Source organism: Vibrio penaeicida, assembly GCF_002933855.1.
GTDB classification, from domain to species: domain Bacteria; phylum Pseudomonadota; class Gammaproteobacteria; order Enterobacterales; family Vibrionaceae; genus Vibrio; species Vibrio penaeicida_A.
The window spans coordinates 1-17,537 of the sequence record NZ_BFAQ01000025.1; the positions used below are offsets into that span (position 1 = coordinate 1).

At 45.7% G+C, this 17,537-nt stretch carries 13 protein-coding genes; 8 read left to right on the top strand and 5 right to left on the bottom strand.

Annotated elements, in window-relative coordinates; translation table 11 throughout:
- Positions 1–189: 189 nt before the first annotated feature.
- The 5 genes from VPNCDNU1_RS14855 to VPNCDNU1_RS14875 are packed head-to-tail and all read right to left on the bottom strand — an operon-like array spanning position 190 to position 8,732.
- A complete protein-coding gene (locus VPNCDNU1_RS14855; RefSeq protein ID WP_104401045.1) occupies positions 190–756 on the bottom strand; it encodes an Lcl C-terminal domain-containing protein in 567 nt (188 codons plus the stop codon).
- Positions 756–2,291 carry an Lcl domain-containing protein gene (locus VPNCDNU1_RS14860; RefSeq protein WP_104401046.1) on the bottom strand — a complete coding sequence of 512 codons (1,536 nt, stop codon included), beginning with the start codon at positions 2,289–2,291 and terminating at the stop codon, positions 756–758. The genes VPNCDNU1_RS14855 and VPNCDNU1_RS14860 overlap by 1 nt, the downstream gene beginning before the upstream one ends.
- 9 nt (positions 2,292–2,300) lie before the next feature.
- Positions 2,301–4,559, bottom strand: a complete 2,259-nt coding sequence (locus VPNCDNU1_RS14865) for a proprotein convertase P-domain-containing protein (protein ID WP_167404801.1) — start codon at positions 4,557–4,559, stop codon at positions 2,301–2,303.
- A gap of 9 nt (positions 4,560–4,568) precedes the next feature.
- On the bottom strand, positions 4,569–6,722 hold the full coding sequence (locus tag VPNCDNU1_RS14870) for a TonB-dependent hemoglobin/transferrin/lactoferrin family receptor (protein WP_104401048.1): 2,154 nt from the start codon (positions 6,720–6,722) through the stop codon (positions 4,569–4,571).
- A 3-nt stretch (positions 6,723–6,725) separates the two neighbouring features.
- Positions 6,726–8,732, bottom strand: coding sequence for a prolyl oligopeptidase family serine peptidase (locus VPNCDNU1_RS14875; protein WP_104401049.1), 2,007 nt, complete (start codon positions 8,730–8,732; stop codon positions 6,726–6,728).
- A gap of 554 nt (positions 8,733–9,286) precedes the next feature.
- Between VPNCDNU1_RS14875 and VPNCDNU1_RS14880 the strand changes: the two genes are divergently transcribed.
- The 8 genes from VPNCDNU1_RS14880 to VPNCDNU1_RS14915 all read left to right on the top strand — a co-directional run bounded on the left by VPNCDNU1_RS14880 (position 9,287) and on the right by VPNCDNU1_RS14915 (position 17,479).
- Positions 9,287–10,531, top strand: coding sequence for an extracellular solute-binding protein (locus tag VPNCDNU1_RS14880; RefSeq protein WP_104401050.1), 1,245 nt, complete (start codon positions 9,287–9,289; stop codon positions 10,529–10,531).
- A 60-nt stretch (positions 10,532–10,591) separates the two neighbouring features.
- On the top strand, positions 10,592–11,578 hold the full coding sequence (locus tag VPNCDNU1_RS14885; RefSeq protein ID WP_101111632.1) for a carbohydrate ABC transporter permease: 987 nt from the start codon (positions 10,592–10,594) through the stop codon (positions 11,576–11,578).
- Between the two features lies 1 nt (position 11,579).
- Complete coding sequence (locus VPNCDNU1_RS14890; RefSeq protein WP_104401051.1) at positions 11,580–12,446, top strand: carbohydrate ABC transporter permease; 867 nt, start codon at positions 11,580–11,582, stop codon at positions 12,444–12,446.
- A gap of 6 nt (positions 12,447–12,452) precedes the next feature.
- Positions 12,453–13,802 carry a GH1 family beta-glucosidase gene (locus VPNCDNU1_RS14895; RefSeq protein WP_104401052.1) on the top strand — a complete coding sequence of 450 codons (1,350 nt, stop codon included), beginning with the start codon at positions 12,453–12,455 and terminating at the stop codon, positions 13,800–13,802.
- Entirely contained in the window at positions 13,802–14,893 is a 1,092-nt protein-coding gene (locus VPNCDNU1_RS14900) for an ABC transporter ATP-binding protein (RefSeq protein ID WP_104401053.1), read from the top strand. The genes VPNCDNU1_RS14895 and VPNCDNU1_RS14900 overlap by 1 nt, the downstream gene beginning before the upstream one ends.
- 22 nt (positions 14,894–14,915) lie before the next feature.
- Positions 14,916–15,929, top strand: coding sequence for a LacI family DNA-binding transcriptional regulator (locus VPNCDNU1_RS14905; protein WP_104401054.1), 1,014 nt, complete (start codon positions 14,916–14,918; stop codon positions 15,927–15,929).
- Between the two features lie 77 nt (positions 15,930–16,006).
- Positions 16,007–16,945: an alpha/beta hydrolase family protein gene (locus VPNCDNU1_RS14910; RefSeq protein ID WP_104401055.1), complete on the top strand. Its 939-nt coding sequence runs from the start codon at positions 16,007–16,009 to the stop codon at positions 16,943–16,945.
- 48 nt (positions 16,946–16,993) lie between these two features.
- Positions 16,994–17,479, top strand: a complete 486-nt coding sequence (locus VPNCDNU1_RS14915; RefSeq protein ID WP_104401056.1) for a YbaK/EbsC family protein — start codon at positions 16,994–16,996, stop codon at positions 17,477–17,479.
- Positions 17,480–17,537: the final 58 nt, after the last annotated feature.

The following is a 17,537-nucleotide window of genomic DNA, read 5'->3' on the forward strand; positions in this document are numbered from 1 at the left end:
CAATTCTTAATTAACTCTTGCAGTTGCCAGACCACAAGACGTTTTTATCAAATTGAAAGGGGTTATATAACTGACTTATAGCTGTAAGCTTTACGGAACCCCCAGCCTAGCTGGGGGTTTTCTCTATACAAAAAAAAGTCAGTCTTTGAAACAAAGACTGGCTTTTTATTGTTCTGAAGTATTTAGAGATTACTTACCGTCTGTAACCAACAAAGCACCGTAGTTACCACCTGTCTTATTAGGCAACTGAGTTAATATTTCACCGTAGTCTGAATCCATTACCAATATGACGTCACCAGATCCTGCGGCAGTCGAACTCCAAAGAGTTGAGGCTGTAGATGGGTCTGCCGAAACCGTAAAATTAGGAAATGCTTTAGTGTTCAGAGCTGGTTTAATACAACCTTTCTCTATAAGAGAAAATAACTCTTTAGTGTTTGGTAACCTCCAGCTGTCATAGCCCGCAAATTTATGCAGCTTGTGGAGAGCTTTCGAATTGATATCTTCAATTTCTTTCAATGCTGTCTGCCATTGAGTACCCTGGCTTTCACCAGTACAAGTAGCTTGGGTGCGATCCCATGTTTTGCCAAGAGGACAACGCATCCAGACCAGACCTGTCTTAAGGTCTTTCACCGTGCCGTTGTCTTGTGCGATGAAACGAGAGTTGGGTGCTGATTTTGTAATATCGACAGAGCATGTTTGGGCCAATGCACCAGACGAAGTCAATGTAATCAACATGGTTAACATAAACTTTTTCATTACTTGCTCTCCTTCATTGCAACTAAACGAGTTGGGAACACCCAAGATTCAGATGTCTTATCTTCAAAGTCTCCCGTATAGATTTCATATTGTGCAGATTGACCACGCTGTAATGACACTGCATCCATGTCAAAATCAGCAGAATCCGTGCCATTCAAGTATGTCGCGTAGAAATAGAGTTGTCCTTTCGTTTCTGCATGGAAAAGACCGTGTAGGAAGTGATCGGTCCAAACAATGCCTTGCTTAACATAGGGGTAATCATCTTCTGTACCAAGTGTCTGGTGAGGGAAGTACTTCAGAGACAAGCCAGCGACGGAACCATCAGATAGTTTTCCTGTTTCACCAAAGTCAATAATATCGTAAAGCTCGTGACCTGTTGGCAAGCGCCAATTAGACAACCCACAGATATTTTGTTTGTTTATCTCGTCCACATACTGTTGAGTAGTACAAATACCATCACCAGCGGTCTGGCAAGTGGCTGTAGGTACATCACCTTCATATGAAGAGAATCGATCTTTGATTTCCAATGCAAACACGCGTTCTAAATGCTGGATAGAGGAAGTATCATTAGATTTAACTTCCCAAATCAATCCGGTGCGTTCATCAGATACACATGACCATTCAGTTGCGTCATCCGCCAGCTCGTTACCCTGAGCATCCAGCTTTTTGAATTTGAAGCCGTTGCCAGTGTTAGTTTGCTTATCCGTGACATCAAGACCATACATAGCATCCTGACCTGGGTAATCCGACGGGTTTTCTGTCTGGTTTTCTGTGTTAGAAGCATCCGAGAAGAACTTAGTCAAACCTGTATCATTCAATGGCTGTAAAGTGAATTTGGCTTTCGACAGTTCAGTCACTGCTTTAGCCAGATCTTCAGCCGATGCGTTAGCTTCCGTCAACGCTTTGTAGTCTGCTAGCGAAAGCCCAGCGGATGCCAGAACGCTTGAACGGTTTTTATCACCTGCTGCTTGAGAGAGCTTTACCACATTCGCTTCAAGTACGCTTAGATCGTTGGCGTTCAGGTTATTCAGCAAAGAACCTGAAAGAGTAATGTTCGCACGCTTAATTTCGGTTTCTACCTGAGAAACGGCCTGAGACAGCGTCAAACCGTTATCCATTGCACCCGAGATCAGCGTCGTGATGCCATTGATAACGTTGTCGCTTTTCAATCGACGATTCGGCGCAGCCAAAACAGTCTGGCTTCCTGCTGAGGCAGGGTTAACACTGCTTAATGCGGAAGCTTGCGCCACACCTGTGTCCATCACCGCCAAAATGGGAAAATCATAAATACTCAGGCTGGTACTGGTGATGGTAAAAGCGCCATTACGTGCAGTTGTGCTCGCCTCGGACGCGTCACATCGATAGTTTTGGTTAGCATCCACACAAACTTTTGCGCTTGCCGGAACATTGGCTGTCGTAATGTTGCCAGACAAGTCATAAGTCGGAAGGCTGGTTGAGCTGGCAGAATCGCCGCCCGAACCACCACAACCGGCGAGCAGAAGAGCTGCCGAGAGCAGGGTCAGTTTTGTTTTCATAATGAACTCTTAGTAGTACTTGCGGTTCCGAAGCCAGGCTCCGGTAAATAGAATGAGCAAACTTAGCCAGGCAATAGATGCCCCACTAGAAGATTGCGTAGTCGACGGCTTTTTATTGTTGTCTGTCGTCGTATTCTCACATTGATATCCACTCAGTTCGCTGACACCCCATTTCAATAAAGTGCCTGTGTCCTGATGTGCAAAGTCGGTGATTTCCAGTCTCCAGATGCCATACATACTGGTTCCTTTCAGGGCATCTAATTCCTTAGAGTTGCCCGCAGCAAAGTAGCGTTTGAACGTGTTGCCGCTGCTGTATTCATGCGGCTTAATTCGAATAACAACGTTGTCTGGGCTGGTCAGCTTGAGCTCTAGGTCGGTAAGCTTTGCATGCTCCAACTCGAAATAAACGCCTAGGTTGTCTGAGATGGATTTTTGAGCGTATACGTCATAACTGAATGACTTAACGCCTAAGTTATTGCTCTGGTCCGCATCAGGAATGGATGCGTTGACTGAAGTGACTGGTGTGACAAAGTTCGGCTGTCCGTAAACAAACTGCTCTGTATGCTGCCAGCGGTGAACAGACTGGTTGCTCGTAACCTGATATTGAATGTCTAATGCCAAATCAAAAGGCTTCGCACAGACACCATTTGCCAGACCTGAAATATGAATCTTCTGGAGAGCTGAACTGGCATCAGAAAAACTGACCTCTTTCGCCAAATCGGTACGGGCTACACCATCAACGCTGCTTAGTGATAAGGTGCGCTGAATCTGCAGATCAATGCCGTGCTCAGGATCGATAAATTTGGGCGTATTGAACACACGAAATGGCTCTTTAATCAGCCCGTGAATATCAAAATTCGCTTTTAGGATCTGAGCGTATTCCTTGTCCGAATACAGTTTGTTGGCAACAAAAATCATGCTTTCTGCCAGATCGTGCATTTTCATGCCACGACCTAAACCATACATGGATTGCAGCACAATGGTGTCAAACTCCGAGAAAGCGACCTGCCCGTATTTGGCGACCGATTGCTTCAGCGACTGGAACAAAGGGGTTGACCAAAGCTCGTCGCCCAGTTCTCCACCTACGTACTCGTGCGGTCGGTATTCGTCGCCTTCAAAGTAGCGAGCACGCTGATTCCACAGGCTTCGGGTATTTTTCTTGAAACCAAACACACCATCCCAATTAGCGAAGGTATCCAGTTCAAAAGATTCACCCTGAGCATACTGAATGCGGTAGCTGTAAGATCCTGCCCAGTAGTCACCAAAACCTTCTCCGATAGCACCGGTATGACCATAGCCCCAATCCGGCACAATCTGATAGTGGATGCCATGCCCTAACTCATGGATAACCACGTCGGCATCTATTGCGTCCGGCGAGCCTGTAATGCCGAACATGGTCGCTTTAGGACCGAGATAATACGCAGAGTTATCTTGCGACAGTCCCCTTCCATCAAAGCGTACAGGTTCAGAAAACAGGTCTGAACCTAGTGAAGACAGGTATTGAAGCGAATGATCAAGATGATAAAACGCCATAACCTGCGCAAATTCCGGCATGTCATACGTCACCGAACTCAACGCTGCTTCAGAAGCGAATTCAACAACACCTTCCTGAGCCAGAAACGAGCTGGTCGGGCTGGTTTCCCAAACTCCGGTGTCCGCGTTTTTCTGTTGCAGCTCCTTCGCATCCACCTGACGCAAACGCTCATTAGCCAGATACAGCTTGCCACCAGATTCAAGAACAGATACGGACTTGCTCACATAACGAATCGAGTGAGGGTAATCTTCTAGGTTTTTCCACAAAGAGTCGGGCTGCGGAACCTTATCCATAGTGCGAAGATCTGGGTCAAACACATTGACTTTCACGGACTTGATAGAACCTGTTGCCAGCTCTGGCGGTTCTAGCGCCTCAAGACGCCTCGGATTTTCTAGCTCAACCGCAGTGGTAACTAACCCGTTTCGAATCACCGTATCTTCTAAGCTTTTGAAAATTCGGGCAACGCGCTGATCGTTGTCCACACTCAGAACGACCGCTCTCTGGTGTTTGTATTCACCACCCACCAGCACATCGAAGTTATAGTGCTTGCCAAGCTTACTTTCGGTAACGTAACGCAACCGGAATGAACCAACATCAGCATAGCGCTGGCTCACGTAGTTCAGGGCTTCACCATCACTGGTCACTGTGGCTGCATCGCTCGGGTAGTCCCACTCGCCTGCCATAGCAGATGAGATAGAGGCACAAAGCAGGGTCGGCAACAGGTACTTTTTCATCATGCCTCCCTAGAACTCGTATTTCGCGTTAAGTGTGAAATACCGACCAGGTTCGGTTGAGAAAGAGGTCTGATGCTTACCTAATCCAGCGATGTCCTGATAACGCGTAAATTGACTGTCCAGCAGGTTGATCACGTTAGCACTCAAAGTCAGGTCATCCCAAAGCACGACGCTTGCACCTGCATCCAGTGACTGCCAGGCCTGAGTCTGGTCACACGGCACTTCCACTTGCAGTTGATTGTTGCAGACAGGGGTTCTGGTCATCTCTGCAGCCCAATTCATTCGAAGGTAACCGCTCAACGCATTTTGTTCGTAGTCAAGCTGAATATTGCCTTCCCATGGAGTCAGAGAACGAATGTAATTACCGTCGCCATCTTTTCCATCGACGACGCCTGCTTTAGTCGACACTGCCCATTGCTCATCAATCTGGTAAGCCACAGAGAATTCCATGCCCTGTGTAAACACATTTTTCTTGTTTACATACTGGTACAGCGAATTACCGTTTGAATCCCGGTCTATTCTCTTAACATCGATGAAGTTTTTGTATTGGGTGTGGAAAACCGCTGTCGACCAAGACCACTGACCATCCTGATATTTAGCGCCAAGTTCATAGGAATCGCTGGTCTCTTTTTCCAACTCTAAATTCGGAATAATGTAAAACGGGTCAAGTAGGTTAAACAGGTGAGGTACAAACCCGTATACCTTGTCGTAGCTCGGGGCACGATAGCCATGGTTGTAGCTGACATAACCGTTCAGAGAAGGCGTGAACTTGTGGGTGACGGACAAACTTGGTGACCATTCTGAGCTGCAGGTATTGCCGATTTCATAACCACCAATTTCGCTTTTTGCTTCAGGCTTGAGGTGGTGAAAATCAAAACGCGCCCCAAGATCGAATATCCAGTTGCCGTGGGTTGCTCGGTCTTTGATGTATGAACTGAATCTGTGAGTAACCACTCCTGCAAACGGCGACTTATCTTGCTCGTCCAAACCATTTGTGTCGAATGTCTTTCGGCTAACCGGGCGGTTGTACGAACGACGATCTACTTCTACACCGTAAACGATCTGATGCTGCATATCGGCGAAGTCAGTTTGTTTGTTGGCATCCAGATTGATGCCCATCGCGCTGTCATTAAACTCACGATGATCATCTTCATTGCGGTACTCGGTGATGCCTCTGTTATCACGGTATATCGAGTAATTGCGATCGCGCTGCGAAGTGGAATCGCGCAAATAGCCCTTGGTATTCAACTCATCGTAAAATACATTCGAAACAGTATGTTGTGTCCCAAGTTCAACGCCGATCGTCTGGGTAAAAACTTTGTCGTTGTAGTGGCTAACGTCCCATTTTCCATCCGGCTGAACGATATGCGTGCCTTCATCGCGATTAACACGGTTAAGGTAGTAATTTGCTTTGGCTTTAAGAATAAAATCGTCGTGCAGATAGTGGTTAACCACCGCATCCAGATTGTAGCCATCGATATCACGATTATAGAGATCCTGCTTGTAGTTTCGGGTCTCTTCACCCAACCAGTAGCTGGCGCGAATTAAAGCTTCGGTATCTTGAAAACGAAATGCTGATAAAGCATAGCTTTTGGTTTTGTTACTGATCTGGGTGTAGGTGGTGCCTACCTCGGAATGGAAATCTTTACCTTGCAAATAGTCCTCTGGCTTCTTGGAAACCAGTACCACAACCCCACCAATAGCGCCGGAGCCGTGAATGTTAGAGCTCGCCCCTTTCACCACTTCGATTTGCTTGAGGCTGTTGATATCAAAAGTGTCGCGACCCGCGCCATCATTGAGATCCAGAGCACCGTATCCGTCCGACATTTTTACACCATCTTTCACAATGGCAATTCGGTTTCCTGTCATCCCTCGGATCACGATGTTCTGAGGTCGACCCGCTCCGCCAGTAACGGAAACGCCCGGTTCGGTGTCCAGCGCATCATAGAGTTCTGTTGCCCCTTCCTTTTCCACCTTGTCCAGATCGACCACAGAGATGGATCCCGGCACTTCAAACGGTGGAGTGTCGATTTTGTTAGCCGTAACAACCACGGTTTCGACAAATTCCTGTTCATTTTGAGTAGAAATCGTGCCGCTTTCAGCGAAGCAGACATGAGAAAACAACGCAGCCGATACTGCGACAGATAAAGGAGAAAGTTTCATCAATTACTCCGCTGATGAGTGTTGAACAAGTGAAAGGAGAAAAGCGTACTCTTCCGCCTGAAAATTCAGTGCGTGTCGGCGGTCTGGTCTATGACCAGAGACGAAATCGGTGCGCAACAAGTAAGGGTGGTCTGCGGTACTCAGCATATTTAGGCGAGCGACATACTTAGCGCCTTCCCAAAAAGGTACTCGGCGATCTTGATAACCCACGCGAACTAGAATAGGCGGGTAGCTTTGTTTTTTAAGGTTTTGATACGGGTCGAAGTTCAGCATCACTTCCCGCTGTTTGGCGTCACTTGGGTTACCCCATTCCAGATGCTGTTGATCACTCAATGGGATAGAACTGTCGGACATGCTGTTTACAACATCTAAAAATGGCACTTGTAATACCACGCCTTGATACAGTTCTGGCTTTTGATTGATCGCCGCTGCGACTAACGTACCGCCAGCACTGCCTCCTATTGCGAGAATGGGTCGATCGCCGCTTTCATAGTTTTTTAGATACTGAGATGCCATATGAAAGTCATTGATACCGTTTTGCTTGTTGATGCCACGACCTGATACATGCCAGTCATTTCCAAGGAAACCGCCACCGCGAACATGCGCGATAGCGTAAATTGCACCTTGATTTAACAAGCTAACTATTTGAGGCATAAAGTAAGGGCGCATGGCGACACCATAGGCACCGTAACCATACAAAATAACCGGTGATTGCTTGGTTAGCTTGTCTTTGCGATAAGCCAAGGTGACAGGAACACGCACTCCGTCTTGCTTAACCCAAACCTGCTTTGAGACATAATTTTCGGTATCGTGGCTTGGATAGACATCTTGAGAAAGAGCAGAAACCTGCCCAGTATTCACATCCAATTCCGACCATTTAGGTGGTTGAATCAATGACATGCTGCGCAAACGAATTCGATTACTGCCATAGTCACCGTTTCTCTTCACCCAAGTGACAGCACCATTCTCATTCAATGAGTTCTGCCACACGGTTTTTCCATCTCTTACAGCCGTTAGCTTGCGGTTTTGATGAGCCACCGTCGAAACCACTAACGCAGATTCGAAAAGATAAAAATTATCGATGGATTCATTTTCAGTAGGTTGGAACGCAAGGCTAAATTTAGAAATATCGGCTTTAAGTGGCTTTTGCCAAATAGCAAATTCGCCTTGATGGTTGGAATTCAAAAACAGCTGCTCGTTGGCGATATCTGCAAAATACTCCAGCCCATCCTTTCTAGGGAAAATGGTTTTCGACAATACCCCAGTATTTAGGTTAAGAAGAAGCTGCTCTACGCTGGATTCGTTGTTGGATTGAACAATCGCCCAGTTGTCATCGCTGGCCGGATAGACAGACACCAGCCACGCAGGATCGGCTTCACTAAATACGGCTGTCTTATTTTTTGAATTGAGATCAAATCGAACCAATTGGTAGGGGCGCTGAGTTGTGTTTTCTTGGCCGACTGCATACAGAGAACGATCGTCTCTCGACCACAGCAATGTGGATTCAGAACCACTGGTAACCCATGTTTCTGATCCTGTTTCAAGTTCAATCACCGAAATCTGATGCTGCCCTGTCCCAGAAACATCTTCCGCCAAAGCTATCGCGCTTAAGTCGTGGCTTAGCGTCCAATTAGCAAGGCGGTAATAAGCGTGTTTCTCTTGCCGCGTACTGATATCCAATACAACTTCAGCCATCGCGTTTGAGCGATTTTTTCGCAGCAAAACTTGTCGACCATCTTGAACGCTAAGTTTGTACTGCTCCCCTTTTATCACCAACCAAGGTTGAGGGGCTTTTTCGACATCATCGCGTTGCCACTTATCGAGTAGTAAGTCCTTAAGCGGCTTTATGTCTGATAAGGTTTTGTCGGTTTTGGTATTTTGTTCAACCAAAAACTGCTTAACGCTCGCATCGCTTCGGCTGTCATCTCTGAGCCATTGGAACTCATCCTGAGCCAGAACATGAAAGCATGTGAGACTAGTGAATAAAATCAGTGAAGAACGCCAAAGCATGAGCAACCTTAGAAATATAGAGAGAACTTATAAAAGGTCGCGCATGGTGCACCCAAACAATAATGATATCAATTATCATTTACATTGATATTTGACACTAATCACACATTGAGTACTCGATCGCTCGAGAAACAACCCAAGGTAAACATTCTTAGTGGAGATAAACTCAACTATTCATGAAGAATTAATTCGAATGATAATTCACAAAATGAATAAAAAATGATTAAAAACCCCTTAAAAACTCTCTATATCAGTTAAAACCCCAATTTTTAACAATTTGAAATGTATTTTCATTATTTCAAACAACAGGAATAAAATGTAATATACATCACAAAAAAACATATCGTGTTCCATTCGCAATTTGCTGCTTTTTTTAATGTCATGAAACAGTTTCATGACATGTATTGAATTTGCCCAGCCTTTCAATTTTCCTGAATTTCCTATTTCTCTCCTCTAGCCTGATGAGACGAAGTTCACACTATATCTGCCAGAGTTTATTGATACTGCCCACGCACTCTGTTGCCTGCTCCCAATAAAACCCATAAGGATATGATATGAAAGTGTTTCAAATTGCCGCCTATTGCGCGCTTGCATTAGGCGTCGCTTCCACCGTGAATGCTGAAGAAAACAAGATCCGATTTGATGGTTTCCCCGATTTTGACAGCAGTTTAAAGGTCATATTGCCGGAGTTTAAGAAAGAGTCTGGAATCAACGTTGATTACCTGATGAACAATCACGGTGACCACCACACCAAGCTCACCACGAACCTAGCGACCGGATCTGGCGCAGGTGACGTGATCGTTGTCGATGTTGAAAAAATTGGCCCTTTTGTCGCCTCAGGTGGCTTGGTTAATCTCTCAAAACAATACGGTGCGGATAAGTTTCAAGCGCAATTTGCGCCTTATGCATGGGCGCAAGGCAAAGGAGGCGATGGGAACATGTACGGTATACCCGTCGATTTGGGGCCTGGCGTGATGTATTACCGAACCGACATCTTTGAAAAAGCTGGTATTGATGTAAAAGAAGCCATTAAAGATTGGGATGCTTACATCGCGGCAGGGGTCAAATTAAAGCAACAGAATGTCCAGCTTATTGCGTCAGCTGCAGATGTCGCGCAAGCCATTATTTTCACCACAGTCCCAGAAGGTGAAGGCCTGTATTTTGATAAACAGGGCAATTCCGTTGTCACTTCGCAACGCTTTGTCCATGCGTTTGAAGTAGCGAAAAAGATCCGAGACAACGGATTAGACGCCCGAATCTTAGCTTGGTCGAATGAATGGTATGAAGGCTTTCGCAACGGCACATTTGCAACTCAGCTTTCTGGTGCTTGGCTTTTGGGTCACCTAAACAATTGGATTGCCCCAGATACCAAAGGGAAATGGGCCGTTTCTCACTTACCTGATGGTATTTATGGCAGCTGGGGTGGGTCTTTCCTCTCTATTCCAAAACAATCAGACCATCCAGATGAAGCGTGGAAGCTGATTGAATACATGACAACAAACCGTGCAGTTCAACTTAAGCACTTTGAAACTATCGCGGCGTTCCCAGCCAACACAACAACCTACGACGATCCTTTGTTCGAACAAGAAGTTGAATTCTTAGGTGGGCAGAAAGCGCGATTACTGTTTGCAGATGTGGCGAAAAATATAAAACCCGTACAGCCGAGTAAAGGCGATCACATTGCCCGAGCCATCATTCTAGAAAATGCATTAATGGAAGTCCTCGATGAAGGCAAAGACATCAAAACCGCGCTTAAAGAAGCGGAGCGTCTAATAAAACGTAGAACACGTAACCTGTAATAAAAGTTACTGGGAATAAAAACGTAACTTGGATTTGAAGCAATACGGAGCCAGCAGGATATGGATACTGCAAACAGTAAAGCAACCGAAATTCCAACGAATACACAGGAAAAGCGCTTTCAGATGAATGCGCTAACACCTTATGGATTTTTGTTGCCATTCATAATTATTTTTTCCGTTTTCGGTGTCTTTCCCTTGCTGTTCTCGGTCTACCTATCATTTCATGCGTGGAACCCTGTTGAAGGGTTAGCCGCAATGAAATATGTGGGAGTAGAAAACTACGAAATCGCACTCACCGACCCTTGGCTGTGGCGTTCGCTTAAAAATACCCTGTGGTTGGCCATCACGTCAGGCGTAGCTCAGCACCTAGTCGCCATACCTGTCGCTTATATTTTGGTTTCATTAAGCGATCGGCTTAGGCATTGGCTCACATCGGCCTATTTTTTGCCGTTCATTACATCAACTGTCGCTGCGTCTCTTATCTTCTTTAATATGTATTCCCCTAACAGCGGAATCATAAACCAAACGCTGATTATGCTATCCGACAGCACGCTATTTGGGTGGGCATTTAGCTGGGTAAATGACTATCAACCCATACGGTGGCTCGACGATTCAACCATGGTAAAACCCGCTATCGCAATCATGGTATTTTGGAAATACACCGGTTTTAACATCGTCCTCTACACCACTGGCTTAATGACCATTCCAAAAGACATTTTAGAGGCCGCCAGAATGGATGGAGCCAACGCGTTTCGTCGGTTTTGGAGTATCTCACTTCCAATGATTCGACCGTTTGTTTTCTTTGCTGTCACCATGACCATCATAGGTAACCTACAGTTGTTTGAAGAACCATTCGTATTGACAAGGGGGACAGGGGGAACCGGTCAATCTGCGTTAACCATCTCTATGTACTTATACAAAGTCGGCTGGGAATGGCTAGAGATGGGGACGGCTTCCGCTATTTCATGGCTGCTCTTTGCGCTTATCGCCTTTTTCACCTGCATTCAATTTTTCTTCTTCGGGAAGAAAGGATTAGGGGAACAATAATATGAATCATTCTATCGCCCCTCAGAACACACGCGTGACGGAAGTCATCGTTAAGGTCACACTGGTTGCTCTGGCAAGTGTGTTAATCATCTCCGCCTTGATGACTGTATTTCCATTTATTTGGTCTGCACTGCTTTCAACTCGTGATCGAACAGAAATATTCGGCTCAGGCATCAGCTTTGCCATTGGTGATAGCCTCGCGATTAATTACGCAAAATTGCTTGAAATCATGCCTTTTTGGCAAGCGATGTTTAACTCCATTTACGTGGCCTTTTTGGGTACCACAATTTCGCTTTTGTTTTGCTCGATGGGAGGGTATGCCTTCGCGGTGTATCAATTCAGAGGAAAAAACGTCCTATTTGGCATGTTGGTTGGATCCATGATGATACCGCCAGTTTTGAGCCTGATACCCTATTTCATGATCGTGAAGTTTTTAGGGCTTATCGATAACCACATGGCAGTGTGGCTACCCTTTACGACAACGCCGTTTGGCATATTCTTGATGCGCCAACATGTGGTTGCCTCTATCCCAAAAGAATTGCTCGAAGCAGCCAAGCTAGACGGCGCTGGGGAATTTCGCACGTACTGGAGTGTGGTTCTTCCTCTTATGAAACCTGCACTTGCCACATTAGCCATCGTTCAATTTGTGTTTTTCTGGAACAGTTTTATGAACCCACTCGTGGTACTCACTTCGCCAGAAAACTATGTCATTACTCAAGCATTACGCAGCGTACAAGGTATTCCCAACACACCTTGGGGAGCCGTCATGCTTGGCACCACAATTTCCATTCTTCCTCTGGTAACAGCCTACCTATTTGCTTCGCGGCAAATGATCAGCGGCTTAACCTCTGGAGCCGTAAAAGGATAACGTTTTATGAACAAATACCAACTTCCACACGACTCATCCATGCTCTCTAAAGACTTTGTATTTGGGGTCGCGACCTCTTCTTACCAAATCGAAGGAGGAGTCACAGCAGACGGTCGATGCCCTTCCATTTGGGATACGTTCTGCCTTCGCCCGAACACTGTCGATAATAACGATAATGGCGATATTGCTTGTGATCATTACCATTTATGGAAACAAGACATCACCATGATCAAAGAGCTGGGAGTCGATGCTTACCGGTTCTCGATAGCGTGGCCACGTATTATCGACAAAGACGGCATCGTTAATACCGCTGGCTTGGCATTTTATGAACGCATTATTGATGAATGCCGCCAGCAAGGGCTCAAAGTTTACGTCACCTTATACCATTGGGATTTACCTCAGTATTTGGAAGATCGTGGTGGTTGGCTGAACCGCGAAACGGCCTACAAATTTGCCGAATACGCCAATATTGTTAGCCAATACTTCGGAAATAAAATTGATTGTTACACAACGCTGAACGAACCCTTTGTGTCCGCTTTTCTTGGCTATCGCTGGGGCATTCACGCACCTGGGATAAAGGGAGAGAAAGAAGGCTTTCAGGCATCGCATCACCTTCTGCTAGCACATGGTTTAGCGATGCCACTTCTGCGTCAAAATGCACCGGCTTCGAAACACGGCATTGTGCTCAATGTGACTCCTGCTTATCCAGAAACTAAAGCGGATGAAAATGCTGCAAAATACGAAGATGCAGAAAGCTGCCATTGGTTTATGGAGCCCATTTTGCACGGCAACTACCCTGATTTGGTACTGGAGAAACAAAAGGAAAATCTGCCCGTTATTTTGGAAAAAGACCTACAAATAATCAGTGCTCCCATCGATTATCTGGGCATCAATTTTTATACCCGTTCTGTAGTGCGATACGGTTCCAACCGTCAGATTCAAAGTGTTAGCCAAAACAATGCCGAGCACACCCATATCGGTTGGGAAGTTTACCCTCAAGCACTGACTGATGTGCTCCTGCGAATTCATAATTATTACAAGGAACTGCCACCCATATTTATTACCGAAAATGGCGCAGCCGTGAACGACAAACTCGTGGATGGGGAAGTCCACGACGAGCAGCGTATTCGTTACTTTCAAGCTCACCTCAACGCGGTAGACAAAGCGATTAAATCAGGCGTTAAAGTAAGTGGTTACTTTGCATGGAGCCTAATGGACAACTTTGAGTGGGCATTTGGGTATCAACAAAGGTTCGGCTTGGTCTATGTCGATTATGCTACGCAAAAGCGTACTCTAAAACACAGTGCCATTGCGTATCGAAACATGTTGGAAGACCGCTCTAAAGGAGGCAACTAATGGCCAAAGTTGAATTTAAAAACTTAAAGAAATCCTACGGTGACGTGGCGGTTGTAAAACAATTTGATTTCACGGTAGACGACGGCGAGTTTGTGGTTTTTCTCGGACCATCTGGCTGCGGAAAGTCGACGACTTTAAGGATGTTAGCAGGGCTGGAATCGATATCTTCAGGGGAAATCTACGTAGGCGACAAATTGATGAATTCTGTCGATGCCAAAGACCGAGATCTGGCGATGGTGTTTCAGAGTTACGCCCTTTACCCACATATGACGGTTTATGAAAACATCGCCTTTGCGCTGAAATTGAAAGGCATGTCTAAAAGTGACATCGACACAGAAGTTCGAAAAGCCGCTCAAATGCTGGAATTGGCACCACTTTTAGACCGAAAACCAAAGGCATTATCTGGCGGGCAAAGGCAGCGCGTTGCTATGGGACGAGCCATGGTTCGAACCCCAAAAGTCTTTTTGTTCGACGAACCTCTATCCAATTTAGACGCCAAACTTCGCGGAACCATGCGCGAAGAGATAAAGCACCTGCATAGAGAATTAAAGACCACGACCATTTACGTTACCCACGACCAAATCGAAGCCATGACGCTGGCCGACAGAATAGTGATTCTAAAAGACGGTTACGTTGCACAAGTCGGAACGCCAACAGACGTATTCCAGCGTCCTGCCAACAAGTTTGTCGCGCAGTTTATTGGTAATCCTTCAATGAATATGCTGGATGCGCAGCAGGTAAAACACGAGGGCAGTTGGAGCATTAGATTAGGGTCGCTTCTTATCCCTATGCCTGAACGCTTCGTTGCAAAAGCCAGAAATGAAGCCTCTGTACATTTTGGTATTCGCCCCACCGATCTCTATTTGCGCGCGGAGCAGATAAGCCGTTCGCGCTACTACCCTTTGCCGATTAAAGTCATCGATAAAGAGCTACTTGGTGCGAGTATATTAGTGAAAGGTATGTTGGATGAGCAATCGCTCACAATTGAAACGCAAGCAGCAGAAGTTGACGTCGACATCTTATCAGTATACTTAGATATGGATGCTATCCACCTTTTTGATATTGAAAGTGAACAGTCGTTGGCTGACTGAATTCTCCATCTTCTGAGGAATCATGACGAGAAAGAAAAAAGAATCCACCGTATATGATGTCGCCCGCCACGCGGGGGTTTCCGTCAGTACCGTGTCGCGTTTTTTAAATCGAAGCAGTTACGTTTCAGAGCAAAAAAGTGCCAACATCGAATCGGCACTGAAAGCGACGGGCTACAAGCCTAAGGTTCAGGTGACGCTTGGCTCTGGAAAGCGCTCGATGACCATCGGTGTTCTGGTTCAAAACCCAGAAAGCCCCCATACCAACCGAATGTTGATCAACATGGAAAGCACGTTGATGGCACATGGCTATTCATTGGTCATTGCATCCGGTCATTGGAATAACAACCAAGAACTCCATGCATTGGATTACCTTGCTCAAAGCCATGTGGATGGCGTCATAATATTTACGGGCAGCTTAACCGAAATGCAGATTCTTGAGTTCAGTGACTCTACGCCTGTCGTTGCGGTGGGCTATTACGTCAATGGGAGTAATGTCCTTTCTTTATCCATCGACAATGAGCTTGGCGGTTACATGGCAACGTTGCATCTTCTGCAACAAGGACATGTCTCAATAGCGCACATCAAGGGGCATTCCAATCAGCCCGACTCTCGATCGCGTTTTTTAGGGTATAAAAAAGCACTGGATGAAGCGGGTATAAAGGCAAGAAAATCACTAGTGAAGCAAGGCGACTTCAGTTCAGAGTCGGGGTATGAGAAAACACTGGAGTTGATCGACTCAAATACACACTTTACTGCGCTGTTTGCAGCCAATGACCAAACTGCATACGGTGCAATAAAAGCGCTGCATGATCGAAACATGAAAGTGCCGGAAGATGTCTCTGTTATTGGGTTTGATGATCTTCCAACGTCACTTTTTTTCACGCCAGCATTAACCACGCTGCGTCAACCCATCGAAGAACTGGGTGCCGTATGCGCCGATGCATTACTTAAGCTGATGTCTGGTGAGAACCATCAAACGCGCATGCCTCCTATTGAATTGATTGTTCGCCAATCCACCAAATCTCCATTTCGATAAAATTAACCGTTCTCATCCTACACTCATCTCCGTCCATAACTATCTTCGTCCATAACTAGTCTGACGCGTGGAGCATAATGATGAGCGAACTTAAACCCGTTTTTCTTAGCCTGTTAACATTTCTTTTTTCAATGACTGCGCAAGCGGAACAAGTCCAAACTTTGCCTCGTTCCGATAGCAGTAATATTCACTACTATTTATCCATCGAAAGTGAAAAGCCCTCCGACACCTTACTGGTTCTTATTCAAGGTTCTGATTGCAATAGCGTTACCAAAGTTGAAATGATTAAAGAGGGTCTACCGACAGTTGCACCCAATGCCGATCTTCTAACGGTCGAGAAATACGGTATTACTCAGTCGCTTTCCTACGACGAAGATCCTGAACGAGCAGATTGCCCAGAAAGTTTTGTTCAAAAAGACAGCATTAGCCAGCGGGTTGATGACCACCTAAAAGTTATCTCTCATGTCCGATCTCAATACCGCTATAAAAACGTTTATGCCGTCGGTGGCAGTGAAGGAGCGGTTGTCGCGAACTTCCTTGCGCAATACCCAGAAACCGTTTCTAAAGTGGTGGCCTTTAATGGCGGTGGCGCGCGTTTTATCGACGATCTTGAACATGCAATAAAATCGGAGATAACGGATAAAAAAACCTATACTGAAGTGATGCAAGAAGTCCAAGAGTTCACTCAATACGTACTTAACAGCGAACCTGTTGAGTTTAATGTAAGTGGTCATGGCTTTGCATGGTGGCGGGAAATATTAGAGCTAAACCAAACGGACGTATTAAGAAAAACGCAGGTGCCTGTTTTGCTTGTTCAAGGCGAAAAAGACAACAGTGTCTCCGTGAAATCGGCATTGGAACAATTTAACCTTCTTAAAAAGGAAGGGAAATCTAATATTGAATACCTTTCACTTGCGGGACTGGACCATGCTTTTGATGATCAGGATGGACAAAGCCAAGTGCCGATGGTCATTAAAGATGTTCAACAGTGGTTGGAATCCGATAAACCCAAATAACTAACCTGAACTCGGGTTAACTACGCTAGGCTCAGCGGGAGAACACTAATGGAAAATAAGCCGACAAGCTCAAGCATTGAAAGAGTAAAACTGCATTTGGAAAACCACGGAGGGCACTTCGATGTTTTGACCCTCCCTGATTCTACCCACACGGCAAAAGATGCGGCAAATGCCATCGGCTGCAACGTCGAACAAATAGCCAAGTCTTTGGTGTTTGTCGATAAGCTTTCAGAACAACCCATTATGATTGTCGCATCGGGAACGAATACCGTGAGTTTGGACAAAGTAGAGAAAGCAACAGGGTTTGTTCTAGGGAAAGCCACGGCAAAACAGGTTAAGTCCTTTACTGGCTTTTCTATTGGTGGCGTCTCCCCTATCGCCCATGCTCAACCCATCATCACCGTGCTGGACGAAGACTTAAAGCAATACTCTGAAATATGGGCAGCGGCGGGTTCACCAAATTCCGTATTCAAGCTCCAGTCTGAGCAACTTCAGTCATTAACGCAGGGTAGCTGGCTGAATCTTTGCCAATAGGGGTATACGGCTGACCTATGCTAATGTCGAAAGCCTGGTTATGGATAACAACATCCAA

Bases quoted from the DNA above. Each gene is read 5' to 3' on its own strand.
- VPNCDNU1_RS14915 (WP_104401056.1), top strand. From the start codon at position 16,994: ATGGAAAATAAGCCGACAAGCTCAAGCATTGAAAGAGTAAAACTGCAT.
- VPNCDNU1_RS14895 (WP_104401052.1), top strand. From the start codon at position 12,453: ATGAACAAATACCAACTTCCACACGACTCATCCATGCTCTCTAAAGAC.
- VPNCDNU1_RS14900 (WP_104401053.1), top strand. From the start codon at position 13,802: ATGGCCAAAGTTGAATTTAAAAACTTAAAGAAATCCTACGGTGACGTG.
- VPNCDNU1_RS14885 (WP_101111632.1), top strand. From the start codon at position 10,592: ATGGATACTGCAAACAGTAAAGCAACCGAAATTCCAACGAATACACAG.
- VPNCDNU1_RS14855 (WP_104401045.1), bottom strand. From the start codon at position 756: ATGAAAAAGTTTATGTTAACCATGTTGATTACATTGACTTCGTCTGGT.
- VPNCDNU1_RS14870 (WP_104401048.1), bottom strand. From the start codon at position 6,722: ATGAAACTTTCTCCTTTATCTGTCGCAGTATCGGCTGCGTTGTTTTCT.
- VPNCDNU1_RS14880 (WP_104401050.1), top strand. From the start codon at position 9,287: ATGAAAGTGTTTCAAATTGCCGCCTATTGCGCGCTTGCATTAGGCGTC.
- VPNCDNU1_RS14890 (WP_104401051.1), top strand. From the start codon at position 11,580: ATGAATCATTCTATCGCCCCTCAGAACACACGCGTGACGGAAGTCATC.
- VPNCDNU1_RS14865 (WP_167404801.1), bottom strand. From the start codon at position 4,559: ATGAAAAAGTACCTGTTGCCGACCCTGCTTTGTGCCTCTATCTCATCT.
- VPNCDNU1_RS14905 (WP_104401054.1), top strand. From the start codon at position 14,916: ATGACGAGAAAGAAAAAAGAATCCACCGTATATGATGTCGCCCGCCAC.
- VPNCDNU1_RS14860 (WP_104401046.1), bottom strand. From the start codon at position 2,291: ATGAAAACAAAACTGACCCTGCTCTCGGCAGCTCTTCTGCTCGCCGGT.
- VPNCDNU1_RS14910 (WP_104401055.1), top strand. From the start codon at position 16,007: ATGATGAGCGAACTTAAACCCGTTTTTCTTAGCCTGTTAACATTTCTT.
- VPNCDNU1_RS14875 (WP_104401049.1), bottom strand. From the start codon at position 8,732: ATGCTTTGGCGTTCTTCACTGATTTTATTCACTAGTCTCACATGCTTT.